The organism is Brevibacillus sp. FSL K6-2834 (assembly GCF_038592925.1).
Taxonomy (GTDB): Bacteria; Bacillota; Bacilli; order Brevibacillales; family Brevibacillaceae; genus Brevibacillus; species Brevibacillus borstelensis.
In genome coordinates this window covers 1,304,320-1,322,956 of sequence record NZ_CP151945.1, presented here as the reverse complement: position 1 = coordinate 1,322,956, position 18,637 = coordinate 1,304,320, and the positions used below count along the sequence as shown (strand labels likewise).

At 54.7% G+C, this 18,637-nt stretch carries 12 protein-coding genes, 1 riboswitch and 1 other annotated feature; of the genes, 4 read left to right on the top strand and 8 right to left on the bottom strand.

The genetic code is table 11. From position 1 onward, the window contains the following. Positions 1-30: 30 nt before the first annotated feature. Genes NST96_RS06675 through NST96_RS06655 form a run of 5 tightly spaced genes read right to left on the bottom strand, consistent with a single transcriptional unit; the run spans position 31 to position 6,844 of the window. The gene (locus NST96_RS06675) at positions 31-1,239 is read right to left on the bottom strand and encodes a type II secretion system F family protein (protein WP_122958349.1); all 1,209 of its coding nucleotides are present in this window, start codon (positions 1,237-1,239) and stop codon (positions 31-33) included. Further along, on the bottom strand, positions 1,240-2,283 hold the full coding sequence (locus NST96_RS06670; RefSeq protein ID WP_122958348.1) for a type IV pilus twitching motility protein PilT: 1,044 nt from the start codon (positions 2,281-2,283) through the stop codon (positions 1,240-1,242). Between the two features lie 33 nt (positions 2,284-2,316). Beyond that, a complete protein-coding gene (locus tag NST96_RS06665; protein ID WP_024985513.1) occupies positions 2,317-3,972 on the bottom strand; it encodes an ATPase, T2SS/T4P/T4SS family in 1,656 nt (551 codons plus the stop codon). 5 nt (positions 3,973-3,977) lie between these two features. Then, positions 3,978-5,642, bottom strand: a complete 1,665-nt coding sequence (locus tag NST96_RS06660; RefSeq protein ID WP_342405806.1) for a VanW family protein — start codon at positions 5,640-5,642, stop codon at positions 3,978-3,980. Positions 5,643-5,650: 8 nt separating this feature from the next. Continuing rightward, positions 5,651-6,844: a hypothetical protein gene (locus NST96_RS06655; protein ID WP_171506705.1), complete on the bottom strand. Its 1,194-nt coding sequence runs from the start codon at positions 6,842-6,844 to the stop codon at positions 5,651-5,653. Between the two features lie 246 nt (positions 6,845-7,090). On the opposite strand from NST96_RS06655, the gene NST96_RS06650 reads away from it, so the two are divergent. The 3 genes from NST96_RS06650 to NST96_RS06640 are packed head-to-tail and all read left to right on the top strand — an operon-like array spanning position 7,091 to position 10,362. Further along, positions 7,091-7,603: a type II secretion system protein gene (locus NST96_RS06650; protein ID WP_039071507.1), complete on the top strand. Its 513-nt coding sequence runs from the start codon at positions 7,091-7,093 to the stop codon at positions 7,601-7,603. After that, the gene (locus NST96_RS06645; RefSeq protein WP_003392175.1) at positions 7,600-8,424 is read left to right on the top strand and encodes a prepilin-type N-terminal cleavage/methylation domain-containing protein; all 825 of its coding nucleotides are present in this window, start codon (positions 7,600-7,602) and stop codon (positions 8,422-8,424) included. The genes NST96_RS06650 and NST96_RS06645 overlap by 4 nt, the downstream gene beginning before the upstream one ends. Then, positions 8,425-10,362, top strand: coding sequence for a hypothetical protein (locus tag NST96_RS06640; protein WP_172920650.1), 1,938 nt, complete (start codon positions 8,425-8,427; stop codon positions 10,360-10,362). It begins immediately after the preceding gene. Between the two features lie 150 nt (positions 10,363-10,512). Here the strand turns inward: NST96_RS06640 and NST96_RS06635 are convergent, their stop codons facing one another. Then, positions 10,513-14,394, bottom strand: coding sequence for a cadherin-like beta sandwich domain-containing protein (locus NST96_RS06635; protein ID WP_227277856.1), 3,882 nt, complete (start codon positions 14,392-14,394; stop codon positions 10,513-10,515). A gap of 378 nt (positions 14,395-14,772) precedes the next feature. Further along, positions 14,773-14,961, top strand: a riboswitch (Lysine riboswitch). A 115-nt stretch (positions 14,962-15,076) separates the two neighbouring features. On the opposite strand from NST96_RS06635, the gene NST96_RS06630 reads away from it, so the two are divergent. Next, on the top strand, positions 15,077-16,519 hold the full coding sequence (locus NST96_RS06630) for an amino acid permease (protein ID WP_003392184.1): 1,443 nt from the start codon (positions 15,077-15,079) through the stop codon (positions 16,517-16,519). Between the two features lie 93 nt (positions 16,520-16,612). Here NST96_RS06630 and NST96_RS06625 read toward each other — a convergent pair whose 3' ends face one another. Both NST96_RS06625 and NST96_RS06620 read right to left on the bottom strand, forming a co-directional pair. After that, positions 16,613-17,797 (bottom strand): aminotransferase, encoded by a 1,185-nt coding sequence (locus tag NST96_RS06625; RefSeq protein ID WP_003392186.1) that lies wholly within the window; start codon positions 17,795-17,797, stop codon positions 16,613-16,615. Then, positions 17,794-18,294, bottom strand: coding sequence for an Lrp/AsnC family transcriptional regulator (locus NST96_RS06620; protein ID WP_003392188.1), 501 nt, complete (start codon positions 18,292-18,294; stop codon positions 17,794-17,796). Before NST96_RS06620 ends, NST96_RS06625 begins: the two co-directional genes overlap by 4 nt. Positions 18,295-18,381: 87 nt before the next feature. Beyond that, positions 18,382-18,623, bottom strand: a binding site (T-box leader). Between the last annotated feature and the right edge of the window lie 14 nt (positions 18,624-18,637).

Below are 18,637 nucleotides of genomic sequence, written 5' to 3'. Positions count from 1 at the left end.
ATAAGTTCCTCCCCACAATATCCTTCATGCCTAGCGTACTTTACCAAAAATTTCAAACATCGGAATCATGATGGCGAGTACAATCGTACCCACAATCGCCGCAAGCAGGACGATCATCAATGGTTCGATCAGCGACTTGATTTTGTCAACGGCACTGTCCACCTCCGCCTCGTAGAAATCAGCTACCTTTTCCAGCATCTGATCCAGTGATCCGGTCTCTTCTCCGATGGCGATCATGCGTGAGACGAGCGGCGGGATTACCCACGCCCGCTTCAGCGGCTCGGATAGCGGCCTGCCCTCGCGCAAGCTGGTTTTTGATTCATGCACGGCTTGACTGATAATCTTGTTGCCAACGACATCTTCTACAATCGTGAGTGCTTGCAAAATCGGCACCGAGCTGGAAAACAGCGTACTCAACGTCCGGCTCATGCGGGCCAGTGCGCCTTTCTGCATAAGTTTGCCAAATATCGGCAATCTCAGTGTAGCATAATCCGCAAAATATCGTCCATAAGAAGTATTGACAATAATGCGAAATACAAAATATATGCCAATTATACCTATAGCATATAGGTACCAAGAACTAACTACACTTTCACTAGCTGCCATGACCATCCGTGTCATCGCAGGGAGCTCGGCGTGAAAGCTGGCGAACATCGAGACAAAGGTAGGCACGATGTTGATCAAAAGGTACATCGTTACGGCAATAGACAAAATCCCGACCGTGATCGGGTACATCATCGCCGACTTGATTTTTTCCCGCGTGTAGTGCGACTTTTCGTAGTAGGTAGCAAGCCTGTCCAGGACGATTTCCAGACTTCCCGACGCTTCCCCGGCCCGAATCATGCTGAGAAACATTGCTTCAAAGACCTTCGGATGCTTGCCGAACGCCTCAGACAGCTGTCCGCCCTTGCGAATCTCCGCTTCTACCTCCTCCAGTATCTTGCGCAAGACTTTACTCTCGCTTTGCTGGGCAAGAATATGGACGGAATCGACAATCCCGATCCCCGCCCTGATCAGGGTGGCAAGCTGGCGCAGAAATACGACGAACTCCTGCGACTTCACCGGCTTGCCGAAATGGATTTCGCGCTGCAGGAAGCCTTTCGCTTCCTGTTCAATCGAAAGCGGGGCCAGCCCTTGACGCTTCAGCTCAACGATGGCGACTGGCTTGGCGGCAGCCTCGATCTTCCCGCGCTTGCGCCTGCCTGTGCGGTCCTTCGCTTCGTAAATAAACGTCGGCATCTACTCTAGCGCCCTTTCATTCAAATAGTGTTGCGCGGCTTCGGGAGTAATCTGTCCCTTGTCCACTAGCTCTTTGACGGAGCTTTCCATCATGTGCATTCCCAGTTCGCGTCCCGTCTGCATCAAGCTTTTGATTTGATGATTCTTCTCGCTGCGTATCAGGTTGGCGACAGCATGTGTATGAACGAGAATCTCAGTGGCGACTGCCCGGCCGCCCCCGACCTTCGGAAACAGGCGCTGCGAGACGATCCCGACCAGAACGGAAGACAACTGCATCCGAATCTGGGATTGCTTGTCGCCCGGAAAGACATCGATAATCCGGTCGATGGTCTTGGGCGCATCGGTTGTATGCAGCGTCGCGAGCACCAAATGTCCCGTCTCCGCCGCTGTGACTGCTGTCGAGATCGTCTCCAGATCCCGCATCTCGCCGACCAATATGACGTCAGGGTCCTGCCGCAGCGAAGCCCGCAGTCCGCTGGCAAAATCTTTGGTATCAAAGCCGATCTCCCGCTGATTGACCATGGAGAGCTGATGCTTGTGCAAATACTCGATCGGGTCTTCCAGCGTAACGATATGCTTTCTCATCGTCCTGTTCATGTAGTCGATCATCGCCGCCAATGTAGTCGACTTGCCGCTTCCCGTCGGCCCTGTAACGAGCAGTAACCCTTGGGGCTTGTGGCAAAGCTTCCGGATTACCTCCGGCAGTCCCAGCTCTTCCAGTGACGGGATGCCTGTCGGAATGACCCGGGCGACAAGCCCGATGCACCCGCGCTGGTGGTACGCATTGACGCGGAAACGCGAGATGCCCGGCAGTCCGTAGGAGAAATCCAATTCTCCCTTTTCCAGAAAGGACGGATACAAATGCTGCGGGATCAGCTCCTTGGCCATTTCCTCGGTGTCGCTTGGCGCAAGCGGAGAAATGTCGAGCCGGCGCAGTTCCCCGTCAATTCGGAATACGGGAGAGGTGCCTACTGTCACATGCAGGTCCGATGCCTTTTTTTCAAAAGCGTATCTGAGCAGCTTTTTGATTTCGACGCCAGCCATCCGTTCTTACCCTCCTTGGCATTGATCCGGCCACTATTCCGGCAGTGCGATCCGGTAGATTTCTTCCAGGGTAGTCAATCCCTGTCTCACCTTCAACAGGGCATCGTCAAACATCAGCACCATCCCGTTTTTTACGGCGTGTCGCTTGTATTCGACAGCGGGGAGACGCTGAATAATCATCTGCCGAAACGCATCGTCCATGACGAAGCTTTCGTGGACCGCCAGCCTGCCGCGATACCCTGTCATGCTGCAACTGCCGCATCCCACGCCGCGCCAAATCGTCTCAATGCGCAGTCCGCGCTGGGAAAAGATCGCTTTTTCCTGCTCGGTGGCCGGCATCTCTTTTTTGCATTCCTTGCAGATACGCCGGACGAGCCGCTGGGCTACGACTCCGTTGAGCGAAGAAGCCAGCAAAAACGGAGGAATGCCCATATCCAGCAAGCGCGTAACGCTGCTCACGGCGTCGTTGGTATGCAGCGTGCTTAGCACCTGATGCCCTGTCAATGCTGCCCGGATCGCGATCTCGGCCGTATCTTTGTCGCGAATCTCCCCGACCATGATAATATCCGGGTCCTGACGCAGGATGGAGCGCAGCACGGATGCGAAGCTCATGCCGATTCCGTCGTTTACGTGCACTTGATTGATTCCGTCCAACTGATACTCGACCGGGTCTTCCACCGTAATGATATTGACATCCTCCTGGTTGAGGTGGTTGAGTGCCGCGTACAGCGTGGTCGTCTTCCCGCTTCCCGTCGGTCCCGTCACCAGCATGATGCCGTTTGGCCGGTTGATCAAATTCCGGAAATAGGAGAGATTTCGATTGGTCAAGCCCAGCTTGTCTATTTCGATCAAGGCATTGGACACATCCAGGAGGCGCATGACGATTTTCTCGCCGTAAATGGTCGGAAGTGTCGATACCCGAACGTCGATCTCCTTGTAGTCCACATGCATCTGAATCCGGCCGTCCTGGGGAGTGCGCCGCTCCGCGATGTTGAGGTTGGACATGATTTTGATCCGCGCTGTCAAAATGCCGATCATGTGGCGCGGCAGCACGCGCTCGGTCCGCAAGACGCCGTCTACCCGATAGCGGATGCGGACCCCGTCCTCCTGCGGATCGATATGGATGTCGCTGGCACGCAGTTGGACTGCCTGTTCAAACATCTGGTTGACCAGGCGAACGATCGGGGAATCTTCATCGACGATGCGAGATTCTTCAATCTCGTCCGCCTCGATCTTTTCCATCAGCTCCTTCACCGAGCCCTGCATGCTGTACATCCGGGAAATCGCCCGCTGGACCTCGTCCCGGGTAGCAATGACCGGCTCGATGACAAAGCCTGTGCTGAGCCGCAGCTCATCGATCGCAAAGTAGTCGAGCGGATCGATCATCGCCACGGTCAGCTTGTTTCCCTCTTTTTTCAACGGAATGAGAGAATATCGTTTCGCCACCTCTTCCGAAACGATGCTGGACAAGGACGGGTCTATCTTGACGCGATACAGGCTGACGTGAGGGATTCCCAACTGGAATTCCAAAATCTCGATCAGCTGCTGCTCCGTAATGTAGCCCTGCTGCAGCAAATGATCCCCCAGCTTCAGCTTCGACTTTTTCTGCTCGACCAGCGCCTCCTGTAGCTGCTCTTCGCTGATCAGGCCGCTTTCGACGAGGATGTCCCCCAGCCGTTTCCTACCCATGCCCGTCACCTCTCAGGCGCGTCATGCAAAATAATGACGCCGTTGTTTTTCTCGACCTTTACCGCTGCTCCCGCACCAACCGAAGCTGAGCCTTGAGGAACGGCAGCCCCTGCGTTTTCCGGCAAAGGGGCTATATCGGGAGGTCTTGCGCTGCTGCCTGTATCGGCAGGCGCGTAGCTATCCCCGTATGGCTTCACGCTTCCGTAGATGATTTCCGGCGGCAATTCCTCTTCCGCTTCGCTGCCGACCCATGGCTCCGCTTCCGCTTCTGTCGGCCAGTCGTCCTCCCGGCTTTTCGTTCCGACCGCTCCCACTTCTCTCGGACCGACAGCGATCACGTTCGGGACAGGCTGATACAGGTTGTCCGAGACGAGCACCTTTTTATTCGAACCCGGATCGTAGAGGAACACCTTTGCCCGCAGCCCTTTTTCTCCGACGCGCACGATCCGCTCCTGATTCGGTTTCATATCGCGGTCTACCCGAACGATCGTACCGGGGCTAAAGGTTTCGGTCGTTTCCGCCATGAGCTGCGGCTTGCCCTTCTCCAATGACTGACCGCTTCCGTAGAGAGCGACCCGTAGACGGCCCTGCTCAACCGCTGCATGGATATAGACCGGCGTCTTCATTCGATTGGCCAAGCGCAAATCCATATCCCGTCCGTTTACGAATGCTTCCAGTCCGATCCTTTGAAAATCGACCGGGCGTTTCGCGCTGTGCCGCTCCACCACGCTCAGAGAGCTGGTGAGCGCCGTTTCGTACAACGCAGAGGCTACCTGTACGGCGCTTCCGCCAAGGCCGTCGGGTATTGCCTGCCGTTCATCTATAAGCTGGTAGCCTTTTGCTGTCGTAAACGGCCCGGCAGCTTCATTGAAGGAAAACACCTGGTCCGGCATCAGGATGGTGCCATTGAGCAGTTCGGCAGCCCTTTTCACGTTCACCAGGCGAGAAGGCCCCTCCGTGCCAATCGTCCCGTTCCACTCGCCCAGCAAATCCACGCTTTTCTCCAGATCCTTTCGTGTGATTGCCGGCTCGTCCTTTTTCGCCTTGATCGGTATGCGCAGACCGTAGCGCAGGGTGCGAAACTCTGTTTCGACAGCCGAAACAGTCTCTTCCACATCGACCTGATAACCAGCCTGATCCAGTATCACGACTGCTTTATTGTTTTCGATTCGGAGTGTAGCCGCGACCGCTTTCCGGTCAATTTCGCCGGCGATGCGCTCCACCTGCCGAACCAGCTCGGAGCGGTCGTAGTGAACGGCCAGCGGTACTGTGCCGTCCGCTTGTTTCCCTGCCAGCCGCTGAAACCATCCTGTCAATCCCGCAGAATCGCGAGAGCGCTCAACGGCTTGCCGGATCGTCTCTTCTGCCTCGAAACGCAATCCCAGCTTTTCCTTGTCAAGTAAATAGGTGCGATCTTCGAGGGTAAGCACGGCGGGCATTCCGGAGAGGTCCTCAACCTTTCGTTTCACGCTGGCCCGCGCTTCTTCTATCGTCAGCCCGGCTAGCGAAAGGCCGGCTACCTGTACATCGGACAGCCTCCCGCCCGCCTCCGAATCCGGTTGGTCCCACAAGCCGGAGGCGAGCAGGGAGACCGCCCCGAACACACATGATTGGATAAGCAGGAGCGCAAAGGCCCCGCCAAACAACTTGTACTGTTTTTTTTCCAACACGATCCCGCTCACTTCCGATTTGATGTGTCCTGCTCATGCTTTGCTCCCGAGGCATGGCCCGGCGATGTTCCAGTGCCTGTCAATGTTCCGGCACCTGTCAAAGAAGGATCATCCACACGGTCCAGTTCTTCCTCGAACCGGCTCAACAGCCTGCCGGATTCATCATGCAAAGACCCGACCAGGGAGAGCTCCTCCCAAAAACGTTGTCCATCAGGGGACGTCGGCGGCTCCCCCGGCTCCGTTCCGGGTGAATCTGCGTCCTGCGAAAAGAAATCAGCGTTTATCGGCTCATCCGAAAATCTCCACCCGAAATCGTCCAAGTCCTGCTCCGCCGATTCTGCCGTCATTTCAGAACCTGCTTTTATCTCTGCCATTTCTATCTTCTCGATCTTCTCTATCTTCTCTGCCTTCGCTATCCTCTCTATCTTTCCGCTTCCCGTGTCCTCCTCCTCAAACTCAAAGAACGGCAAGGGTGATAAGCAATCCGCTTTCGTTTCATCCGCTGCATCATCCGTTTTCAAACCGGATTGTCTTCTCGTATCTATTCCCGTGTCTTCGAAGCTGCCAAACTCCGCAAAAGCTGGATCAGCAGCGTGGTAGTACGGGAACGCTTCAGCGGGGCTTTCCTGTTTTTCGGCCCATTCAGATTCATCTGCCGGTTTACGTTCCGGTTCAGGCCACGGTTTAAGCTCTGATTCAGGCTCTAATGCAGTCTCCGATTCGGTCCACCGCCCAGCCTCGACGCCGTCCGCTTCCTGCTCCATGGCAGCCGCAATCTCCTGGAACGCTATGCTCTGTCCCTGCTCATACCAGTAAAGCCGCTCTCCACGCTGATCAGGAGCAGTCAAATCTTTGGAAGCAGCAGCGTTTCCGCCACCAGGCAGCCCCTGCTGAGCAGCAGTATCGGCAAATACTTGAGCAGCGAGAATCCCGGTGTTTTCCGTAAAGTCATTTTTGGCAAAGTCTCTCGCAATGAAATAGGAAAGGAGCAGCGTGATCAGGATGGTTGCAACAGCCGTTTCCAACCTCCCGAAAAGAGACAGGGAAAATGGCAGGAGCGCTCCGAGCAGGAAGGCACCCCCGGAAGCTGTCATCACGGACAGCCGTTTACGAGAAAAGAGGCGGCGACGGAGCAGCAGGTACAACAGAAGGGTTAGAAGCAGGTACACAATGTAATAGCCGCTTAAACCTGATAGAAGCATAGGATCACCTGTTTTATAGCCAAAAGGCGTAGATCATAGTACATTAGTAGTAGATTAGCATAGTTCTTTGGTTGCATCCATTTTTATGCAATAACTTAATTTCGACAGGTTTCATGCATCTCCTCTAAAATTTTGTCGAAAAATATTCTCCCTCCCTCGAAATGTCACCTTTTATCCATATTGGAATACGCTTTCAACCGATTATCATGAAATACGAGAATTAGTAAGAAAGGAGGAATTGCGATCGTGTGGGAACAAAGCAGAAATGAAAACGGGATGACGCTGATCGAAGTGCTCGCTTCCATTGTCATACTCTCCATCGCTTTCCTATTGCTGAGCAATTTTCTCGTGCGCGGTCTGGAGCTTTCCGGAAAAGAGGACAGCAAGCTGGTTGCGATGAATCTGGCAAGGCAGCTGGCAGAAAGCTGGCGATCAGGGAACGGAGACTTGAAGACTGCAGCGCTCCCGGATGATTCCCTCCGAGACTATGCCTCCGACAAGCTTACTTATCCAAAGCTTGCGGCATTAACCGACCACCTGAAAAACAGGGAGATTTCCTTTCCCGATGTGGAGGTAAACGAACGAATCTATCAGCCAAAGCTCTCTCTTTCTTTTCTGGACAAGCACAACGGCGGATACAGGCTTGACGATCAAACGATGATCCTCATCACAGTTCGCGTCACTTCTCCCGAGGGACAGCAGCTTGCCATGCTGCAGACCGCCGTCGCCGATCCCCGGACAGGAGGAACAACGCCATGAAGCTGAGGACTCGAATCTCTCGCCTCCTGCGTGATCAATCGGGGATGACGCTGCTGGAAACGCTCGCCTCCCTGTTCATCTTTCTGATCATCCTGATCCCGTTAACCTCTGTCTACGTCTCAGGCGTCCAGGTCTTCAACCAGACGCGGGAACAGACCGACCTGCGCAATGTCGCTGACTTTGCCATCGGTGAAGTGATGCGGACTGTGCAGGGAGCGACTTATTTTGAACTGGAAAAAGACGGCGGTTCACTCGATTCCGAAAACGAGGAAATGGACACTTTGCGCCAGATCATGCAGAGCAAAAAGGCCGGCGAGCTGCTTTTGGCCGAACAGGGAGGAGCGGGAGCGGGGAGTAACGGAGCAATAGACGCGGAAGAAGGCACCCGAGAAATCGGCGTATCGCCCCAGTTCTCTACTGGCCTTGTCGTTTTCACCAGCTCGACTGTCTATGTCCCTTCCGATCAAGACTCTTCCGATGCCGAGTCCGGCAGCACGCAATCCTTTGTAAAACGAAATGTCTACCGCTTTACTCCCTCTGATCCTTCAGACGGGCTGGTCAAGTCATTTCGCTTTGAACCGGGTTATCTCGTCCGCGGACTCTTTTCGACCTCGGCGGACAACAAGACCTTGTCTCTCTATCTGGTGGTCGCACCGTACGGAGAAAGGGTTGTCGACCGCGACGGGCAGCAGATGAGGTTTCCAAATCTGGAGGAGGTCAGGGCCGAGCTGGAGCGAACAGAAGCATCCGGCAAAGTCAACAGCTACATTCGCCTGGTCAAAACGGAATTCGCCGTCTCCAATCTGCAGAGGAGTGAGTAGATGAACCGCCTCAACAACGAACGCGGAAGCGCGCTCTTGATCGTCCTGTTTATCGTCGTGCTGTTTACGGTGCTCGGGCTGTCCATCCTCAGCTACGTCGCGCAAAGCTCCCGGCAGCACGTATTCTCCGAAGACGAGATTCAAGGGAAAATGCTGGCTGACATGGGCCTGGCCTACTTTCAAAAATACGCCGAGCAAAACCTTTCCTTTGACGATGAGGAACTTGCACAAGCGCTGGAAGATGGGAGCGGCCAGGAAAAAATCAAGAACGTCCTAAGCAATATCGCCGCTGAAATGAACGACACCGACTGGGAGAAGGGCCCTTACAAGCAAACCATGCTCCCTCCCCTGCCGGACGGGACAGCCCAAGGCTTCGCCATCGGTTACCGCATTCTGGACGAAATCCGTTTGCAGAAAGATCCCGGACAGCCATACGTGCTGAAGCTGAAGGTCTCCGTGATCGGCATTCCGGCTCGCGGAAGCGAAGACCTGTCCGTAGTGAAAAGCCGGGTTCGCCTGGATTCTACCGTGTACATAAACACGATCGCCGCACCGTTTCATTATGCAGTCAGCACTCCCGGAGAGCTGCGCCTGTTCGGCGGCTCCAACATCATCGGCAATGTGACGGCTCACCATGTGGTCACTGCGACACACTACCGGTACAGCGAGGAGACCCCCGATGGGCAAGGCGCCGAGTGGACATCAGGCTCTTTTGAAAAGAACCTCCCATATCTGGAAGGCGTACTGTCGCTTTCACAGAATGCGAATCGTTCCGGCGGACTTGTAAGCGGACTGTATCAGCTTGAAAGACTGGAGGAGGAGGCTCCTTCCGCTGCAACGCTCGCAGACGAAGCCGACCAGGCACTCATCTCTGACCGGCAAAGCCTGGCGTCGCTTTTTTCTCCCAAGACGCTGCCCAAAGACAGCAAAGAGACGCTTCTCTCCGCGCCATCGGACAGGCCGTACGAGCCCGGCTATGAGCCGCCCGTCGTGCAAAATACAATCGATTCGGCCAGGTCTCTGTCCTTCCCTGGAGGAGAGTCGACGAAACAATACATCTCTCAAATGATACGTGAGGGAAAAGCAAGCTCGCACGAAGAAAGAGTAGCAGCAGACGAGTCCGTTCAATTGGAAGAGCACAGCGGGGACTACGCGTATCTGAATGAAGGGTTTCGCCTCATCGACATTCCTACCGGAAGCGAATCCATCGCGATTCTGGCCGAAGACAGCAAGGAAGGCTTGGACGGCTCCTCCGCCGTATCCCTGACCGCCCGCTTGACCGGGGATGAATTGGCCGGGGGATCTGTGCGCAAGCTGTATATCGCACCTGCCTCTTCGGACGAGGATTCTTTGGCTACGGTTGAAATGGGCAGACTGGGCTCCTTCATCCCGGATGCGGACGCCTCCGAGAGAAACAGCGGAGAGCCCTTCACCTTTGAGGGAACGATCTATATCAAAGGAAATCTGGACATCGTCGGTGACATCCGCATCAACGGCACCATTTTTGTCGATGGCGATGTGCTGATCCGGGAGATTACCAACCTGGACGACAAGAATCTGGCGATCGTCGCAACCGGCAAGATCAGCCTGACCTCCCGTTACACCGAGGAGACCGATCATACGAGCAGCGTCGATGCGTGGAAATCGCTTCCGCCCATCTCGGCCTTTCTCTATTCGGAAAAGTCGATGGAAATCTACTCGGTTGCCTCCTTTAACCGCATCCAGGGCGGCATTGCGACTGGCGGCCCGTCCTCCTACATCGAGCTGAACACCAAACGAAACGAGGACGACCGTCTCGCCTCCCGTCTGGCCATTCAGTTCAACCGCAGGATTTTCGAGCAGGAGACCCCCGGCCTGCCTGTTGCCGAGGAGTTCTTCGTCGATCTGTACGATCTTCAGTACAGTCCCCACCCCGACGAGGTGGAGCTCGTTCCGTAAACGTTCAGTGATATCCTGAGCGAGTCCGGGGATGCTCGGCTTTTTCGGCCTTCCCCCTCGTCTCGCCCCTCCCCGTACGGGCCAAAAATAGAAACGACCCTATCAAGCCAAAAAGAACCTGAAGCCTTTCACAGCTCCAGGTTCTTTTTGCTAGTTCAAGTTGTTTTTCGCTTTGACGGTGACCGTTTCGATCTTCTGATACGGCCTGCTCTCCAATAGCTCGCCTGTTAAAGAGTGATAAATATTCACCTTCACAAAGATCGCGATCTGATACGTTTGACTTTGACCGGAGCTTGTCTTCAGGTTTTTGACGATTTTGTTTTGCTTCCCGTTCAGAATACTGGTTCCTTTACCCGCAACGATTTCTCTCAGCAAGTCCGCATCCCCATCGGAATCGCCAATCGCATATCTCGCTGCAGCCAGCTCCAGATCCTTCTCTGCTCGGAACGAATACCCGATCTCCACTTGAACAGCCCTGTTTTCCAAAGCTGCTGTACCGTTGTTCACTCTAACGTAAAGGTTGGGCAAATCATCATAATCCGGGTCACCCCCACCGCCGCCGCTTCCCGGTTTGGGCACTTCTATGATCGCCGTTTTTACGGTGGGAATCCCCAAATGGATGTCGCCATTCAGCGGATTTACCGCCTTTACAGCAACCGGCGTATCCACGTATTTGCCGTTCACTTTTACGTAATCGACCAAAAACTCTCCTCTTGCCTTCCCCTTGTCGTTCTTGTCGAAAGCCACCGGGAAAGACTGCCACTCGCCCGTCCCTACTCTGTAAAACCATTGCGTATGCTCGTCAACGGTATCCATGACAGGGGTGACAATGACTTTTGCGCTGTCCGGCAGCGTCAAGCCCTGGCTCAGTTCAAAATCAGGCGGAACGATAGGTTGTCCCAATGACACCTCGCGAACGACAATTTCATTTTCATCCGGTGTCCCATCCGGTTGGGCATAGTTTCCATCGCGGTTAAAGTCCTGAAACATCCCGACGACAAGCGTGGTCGGACCGGAGGGATTCAAGGGAATGCCGGTCGCCTTGTTGCCCAGATTAAAAGGAACCCACGGGGAGGATGCGCCCACCTCCGAAAGGTCGACACCGGGCATCCAGAAAAACTTCACGTCTTCCATGACCAGCGTTGTCGGCTCTGCCTTCAAGCTGCCCTTTTGATTCAATGGCGAACCCTCTCGCTCCAGTGTCGCTGCAAATGCCGTTACGGGATTCAGCAGCAAGGTATTGCTCACAGGATCGGCCGATTTGCCGCTGGCGTTTTTCGCCTCTGCCTGGACAGGCGTCGGCCCCACTCTCAGCACTTCGCCGATTTCCTCGCCGCTTTTCTTGCGAGCCGCTTCCACTTCAAATGTATAGGTGACCTTTTGTCGCCCATCTCCCAAAGAAGACGGCTTTGCTTCATACAGCGCTGAGGCGGGGAGCTCAGCACCGCCAACCTTGACTGTCAGCTTCATCGGGAACGACTCTGGAAAATCGATGACTTCCGCCGTTACAACCGCTTTTTCCGGATACATCGCATCCCAGCCATTGTTCGCAGCAAGGTCGAGGACTGGCTTGCTCGTTACCGTAATCTCACTTGAGGAGGAGAATTTGCCGTCCGGTGTTCTGGCGGTAATGACCGCACGCCCTGGCTTCACCCCCGTGACGATGCCGTTGGAGGAGACTGTAGCGACCTTGCTGTCAGCAGACGTCCAGATCACGCTTTGATCGGCGTTGTCAGGCGTAATTCTGGCCTTCAAGCCGACCGTCTCCCCTACGAGGATCGAGGCTTTTTCCGGGGTGACCTTCAGTCCTGTCACTGGCGGAATATTCGTATCCACCTGCAGTGTCAAATTGTTGAAGAAACGGCTGTTGACCGCGTTTCCTTCCCGGTACGTCAGCTGCGAGTCGGACAGCAGGTACGTGCCGGTCCTGGTCGGCTTCACGGTTATGCCAAACGAAACGGGCGCAGCCTGATACACATCCCCTTTGCGCTCGTAGGTGATGTCCGGAAGCTTCAGCGTCAGCGTCCCATTGTCGCTTCGCTTGCTCCACGACTTATCGATGCTCTCGATTGGCACCTCCGCAGGGAACGGCTCGGTCAGCGTAACGTCCGTGACGGCGAATGTCTCCGGCAACGGACCATAGCCCGCAAAATTAGCGATTACCCTGTTGTTGACTACAGACAACCCAAAAGTGGCAAAGGCGTTGACCGTGACCGAATCGCGGCCCTTCAGCATATCGGCGAGCTGGCTTTCGTCTACCAGGGGAATGGTGATTTCCTTGACTCCCGAGCGGATCAAATCTTTCAGCGTGTCCAAAATGTCATCCTGCTTTGCGCTCGGTTCCGCAGTGAGCTGTTGGTTGACAGACACTTCGCCGCTATAGCCCGATCTCATCACACTGAGAAAATGGCTTTTTCCTCTTCCACCCAAAGCAAGTCCGCCGTTGTTCGAATTCCCCTTTCCGTTCACCTTCACTTTGTCCAGTTCATAACCGATGTCATAGACTTTTCCGTAGACAAACGGCTGATTCAGCAAAAAGAACGGACGAATCCCCGTTGCTCTGCCGGCGGGTTTGTCGGCCAATCCTTCAGCCGAAAAGGACTTGGGCGTGACCGTGTAGCGGATTACACTCGTTTCCCCCAGCTTGATCGCCGATTCGGACAGGGAACGGGCGAGGTCCACCGATGTGAGCGGCGTATGGACCGTCACCTCGTATGTGCGTTTCGTCTTTCCGTCCTGCGCCGTGACGACGATCGTGACCTTGGTCGCACCCGGCTTGACCGGGATCACCTTGGGGGTGCCGCTCTGATGACCCTCTCCGTTTACGGTCATGCTCGCCCTGCTGTCTTCGAGCGTGGGGGTGATCGCAACAGTTTGGACATGGCTGTTCAAATGAACGTCATAGCTGCCTTGCGACCTGTCAAAGCCGGGCTCAAGCGGGACCAGTGTCTCCCCTTTTACCGTCAGATTTTGCAGGTAGGCGTTGTCGCTTGGCTGCGGGGCGAGCTGAAAGTCCAGTATAGCGGTGTCTCCTGCCTCAAAGTTTTCAATCAGCTTGAGCTGCGGGATGTACCCGTCCTTGGCCGCTTCCACAGAGACCAGACCTGCGGGGACATCCTGGAGGATGTACTCGCCTTTCGCATTCGTCACTGCCGAAACAATTCCCCCGGCAGATACGACAGCACCCGCGAGCGGCTTGGGAGGCGAGCCCGAATCCGTAACCTTGCCTTTGATCGTACCGGTGTGCTTGTACTCTCCGAGATTGATCAGCAGCTTGACAAAATCGATGGCTGCGCCGTCTCCGTACGGATTTCGCGTCGTCTTGTCATCGAGAAGGATGGTCAGGCTTCCGTCCTTCAAGAGCGGCAGGTATTCATCCGGAATTTGGACGCTGATCAGCTTTCCGATCGGCCCATGCTGGTTGAGCGAGTTGATAACGTTCTCCAGAAACGGCGCCCGGACGCCGTTCAGCTCGGCTGTATATTTGACCCGCCCCGGATACTTCCGCGGCTGATAGTCATTGATGAACATCTGGAGAATGGCCCCTTCGATCGGGGTGTTTTTCGTGTCAAAGGTTACCTTGATGGGAACGACCGGATTGGCTGTCTTGCTGTAATTGTTTCGGGTATAGCCGTCCGCCACATGATCATTGGCATCATTTTTGGGGTTCCGCAAATCCGGATATTGAAAGGAGCTGATCACCATCAGCTGGTCCGTTCCTGCCGGATCGGTCGGCTGGTGAGTTACTTTCGGATATGGGGCCCCTGTGCTTTTTCCCGAAAATGGATCGTAGCCGTTCGGCCAGCCTCCGCCCAGATTGTCGATATCCCCGACCCGGACCATCAGATCGGCCTCTGTCGTATCGTACTTTACGGCATACGGCTTGGACCAATCCCCGTTTAACGGATCGTTCGTGCGATTTACCGCCGACGCAGCCATAGCAGGACTGCTTGTCCATTCCAGCGAAAAACCGGTAAAGCAGATCAGAAATGCGAGGCACATCAAAAACAGTCGATGCAGACTCCGCTTCATGAAAACGGCTCACCTCTTTCCTTTATTTGCGTTCGAGCTATGCAGTGTCTTTGAAGGGAAGACATCTAACATTCCTAATTATGGTACTATTTTACCATGAATAAAGACTCAGATGACTAGATGGTTTTTGTAGCATCTGTTACACATTTTTTTGCAGCCTGCGATCCCATTAGCTGTCATATCCACACCATAATCTTCATACTGTCAGAGCATGGCCCTCTTTTCCTTCGTACCCTTCTCCAGCTTCGATAAACCAAAAATAATAGACCGTCGCGATGTCCCGGACCTCACTGCCACAAAATCACACTTGATTTTAAAGGAAAAACCCATATACTTGAACCATAACATAATCTCATAGCAATTATCCTCATCAGACACGATGAGGATAGAGGTCGCGGCTTTTATATTATTCTGTACGAGATCCAGAGAAGATTGATGACTCCAGAAGAAGGAAAAGCTGCCGAAGTCTGCCGTGTATTCTCTGTACACACAGGCTGGGGCTGTACCCGACAAGGGACAGAACTGTCACGTTTGCCAGCCGAGCAAGCGTGGTGTGCTATCTTCCGTGAAGGCTTGGTGGGGATTGGATCATACCGCCCTTTTGCCGTTTTTGGCTTGTGGTGGTATTTTTATTTCCGGCCTTCCTTCCCGCAAATCAAGAGAAAGGTCGTGTTTTTATTTTATGTCTTCCAATCAATTGCAACGCGGATTGAAAGCCCGTCACTTGACGATGATCGCCATCGGCGGATCGATCGGTACCGGACTTTTCCTGGCGAGCGGCGGCTCCATTCACTCTGCCGGTCCGGGCGGTGCTTTGGTTGCCTATATAGCGATCAGCCTGATGGTCTTTTTCCTGATGACGAGCCTCGGTGAGATGGCGGCGTTCATGCCGGTATCCGGCTCCTTCAGCACTTATGCGTCCAAATTTGTCGATCCGTCCCTCGGCTTCGCGCTCGGATGGAATTACTGGTACAACTGGGCGATCACGATTGCCGTCGAGCTTTCAGCCGGTGCGCTCATCATGAAATACTGGTTCCCGGACACGCCGTCCATTCTCTGGAGCGCGCTTTTCCTCGTCCTTATGTTTGGCTTAAATATGTTATCAGTAAAAGGATACGGCGAATCCGAATATTGGTTTTCCTTGATCAAAGTAAGTACGGTCATCATCTTTATCATCGTCGGCGTATTGATGATTTTTGGCATTATGGGCGGCGAAGCAGTCGGCTTCCACAACTTTACCAAGGGAGATGCGCCGTTCAGCGGCGGCTTTATGGCGATGCTCGGCGTCTTCATGATCGCCGGCTTTTCCTTCCAGGGAACCGAGCTGGTCGGGATTGCCGCAGGCGAGAGCGAGGACCCGGCCCGCAACATTCCGAAAGCCATCAAGCAAATCTTTTGGCGCATCCTGCTGTTCTATATTTTTGCGATCTTCGTCATCGGGATGCTGATCCCGTACGACAATCCGAATCTCATAAACAGCGACATTACGGACATTGCAGTCAGCCCGTTCACGCTGGTGTTTGAAAAAGCGGGGTTTGCCTTTGCCGCTTCTGTCATGAACGCCGTCATTTTGACATCCGTCCTCTCGGCGGGCAACTCCGGGATGTACGCGTCTACGCGGATGCTGTATGTTCTCGCCAAAGAAGGAAGAGCTCCCAAGCTTTTTGCCAAAGTGAACAGCCGCGGCGTGCCGACCAACGCCCTCCTGCTGACAACGCTTATCGGGATGTTTGCCTTTCTGTCCTCGCTGTTCGGGGATGGCACCGTCTACGTCTGGCTCTTGAATGCTTCCGGGATGTCCGGCTTTATCGCCTGGCTCGGGATTGCGGTGAGCCACTACCGCTTCCGCAAGGCGTATCTGGCACAAGGCTACGATCTGAAGCAGCTGCCTTACCGGGCGAAATGGTTCCCGTTTGGACCGATCCTCGCCTTCATCATCTGCCTCATCGTCGTGCTTGGCCAAAACTACACCGCCTTTACCGGCGAGACGATCGACTGGGGCGGCGCACTTGTATCGTACATCGGCCTGCCGCTCTTCATCCTCGTCTGGCTGGGCTACAAATACACGAAAAAAACCAAGGTCGTTCCGCTGCACAAAGTGGATTTGACCAACGAGCAATCATAAGCGGCGGCTCTCCTGCTCTCCTGCAATGATGTGCTCACCATCCAACAGGCAAGGCCGGGATCAGCTCCCGGCCTTTTTCCATGCACGCCAATCTTATTTGGCAGAAACCTTTTGGACAAAACGTCCCATCCGCTCCAGCGCCTTTTGCAGCTGTTCCAGCGAAGTCGCATAGGAGCAGCGAATATGGCCCTTGCCGCAGTCGCCAAACACATCACCCGGCACCACTGCCACCTTTTCCTCCATCAGCAGGCGTTCGGCAAATTCGGCTGCCTCCAGGCCCGTAGAGCGAATGGAAGGAAACGCGTAGAAGGCTCCCTCCGGCTCATGGCAGGCCAGGCCGATGTCCTGAAACCCTTGAACGACGAAATTGCGGCGCTGACGGTAGCTCTCCACCATCCGCTCCATGTCTGCCTGTCCGTGACGCAGCGCTTCCAAGGCAGCCATTTGAGCCATTACCGGCGCGCACAGCATCGTGTACTGATGGATTTTCAGCATCCCCGCAAGCAGGTCGGGAGAAGCGCAGACATAGCCGAGCCGCCATCCCGTCATCGCAAATGCCTTGGAAAAGCCGGAAATCAAGATCGTCCGGTCCTTCATCCCCGGCAGAGCCGCGATGCTGTCGTGCATTCTTCCATAGGTCAGCTCGGCGTAAATCTCGTCGGAGATGACCAGCAGATCGTGCTTTTCAATCACCGGAAGCAGCTTGCTCCACTCCTCGGCAGTCATCGTGCTGCCCGTCGGGTTGTTCGGGTAGCAGAAGATAATCGCTTTGGTCCGCGGGCTGATGTGGGCTTCCAGCTCCTCCGGCGTCAGCTTGAATTGCTGCTCAGCGTTCGTCCGCAGGAAGACAGGCTCCCCGCCAGCCAGCCGGATAACCGGCTCGTATGATACGTAGCAGGGCTCGACCACCAGCACCTCGTCGCCCGGGTCGATGATGGCGCGCAGCGCGATGTCAATCGCTTCACTGGCCCCGACAGTGATCAGCATTTCTGTCTCCGGATGATACGAAACAAAGAAGCGCTCCTCCAGGTATTTGTGAATTTCTTTTCTGAGCTCCAACAGCCCGGCATTGGACGTGTAGGCCGTATAGCCCCGCTCCAGCGATGAGATGCATGCTTCCCGGACACGCCAAGGAGTGACAAAGTCCGGCTCCCCTACGCCGAGCGAGATGACGCCCTCCATCGAAGCCGCCAGATCAAAGAAGCGGCGGATGCCGGACGGCTTGAGCGAAGCAACAGTTTGCGACAGGCGGTTTCGTAACACAGTGTGCTGACTCATGGGGTGACCACCATCCTGCGGTCCTCATCCCGGTCCTCAAACTGGATGCCGTCATGCTTGTATCTTTTCAAAATAAAGTGCGTCGCTGTCGATACGACCGAATCCATCGTCGCCAGCTTCTGCGAAACGAATGCAGCCACTTCCCGCATCGTTTTGCCCTCCAGCACGACAGACAAATCGTAGCTGGCTCCGGACATCAGGTAGACAGCCTGGACCTCAGGAAAGCGACAGATGCGATCCGCCACCTCGTCAAAGCCGACATCGCGCTTCGGCGTTACCTTGACATCGATCATAGCCGTGACGTACGGATGGTCCTCGACCAGCTCCCAGTTGATCAGCGCCGGGTATTTCACGATCACTTTTTCGTTTTCCAGCGCGGCGATTGCCTCTTCCACCTCCGCCTGCGATACTCCCATCAATCTGGCGATCTGTTCGGCGCTGCGACGGCTGTCCTCTTCCAGGAGCCGCAGCAGCTCGCGTTGCTTCTGTCGATCCATTTCCTTTCCACTCCATTCCATTCATGTTGTGTGCCCGTGAATAAAAAACGCCCCGGCAACCGACCCGGCTTTATCCGGATTGTCGGTTGCTGAGGCGATCTGTTCGCGGTACCACTCAGCTTTCTGTTTTCCTCACGAAAAACAGACTCATGAAGTCTTCCATAGACTTGCGACTGATAACGGAGTCCTGTCCGCTGCTTTCTACTGAACGGTTCAAAAGCAGAGCTCCAAGGCGGCTTCAAAGAGAGGTGACGGCCGCCTTCACAGCATTCAGGCAGGCTCTCTGGGCGTCAGTGCCCTCTTTTACTCTTCCTTTTCCAAGCGATATGTGGTGTTCATCTTT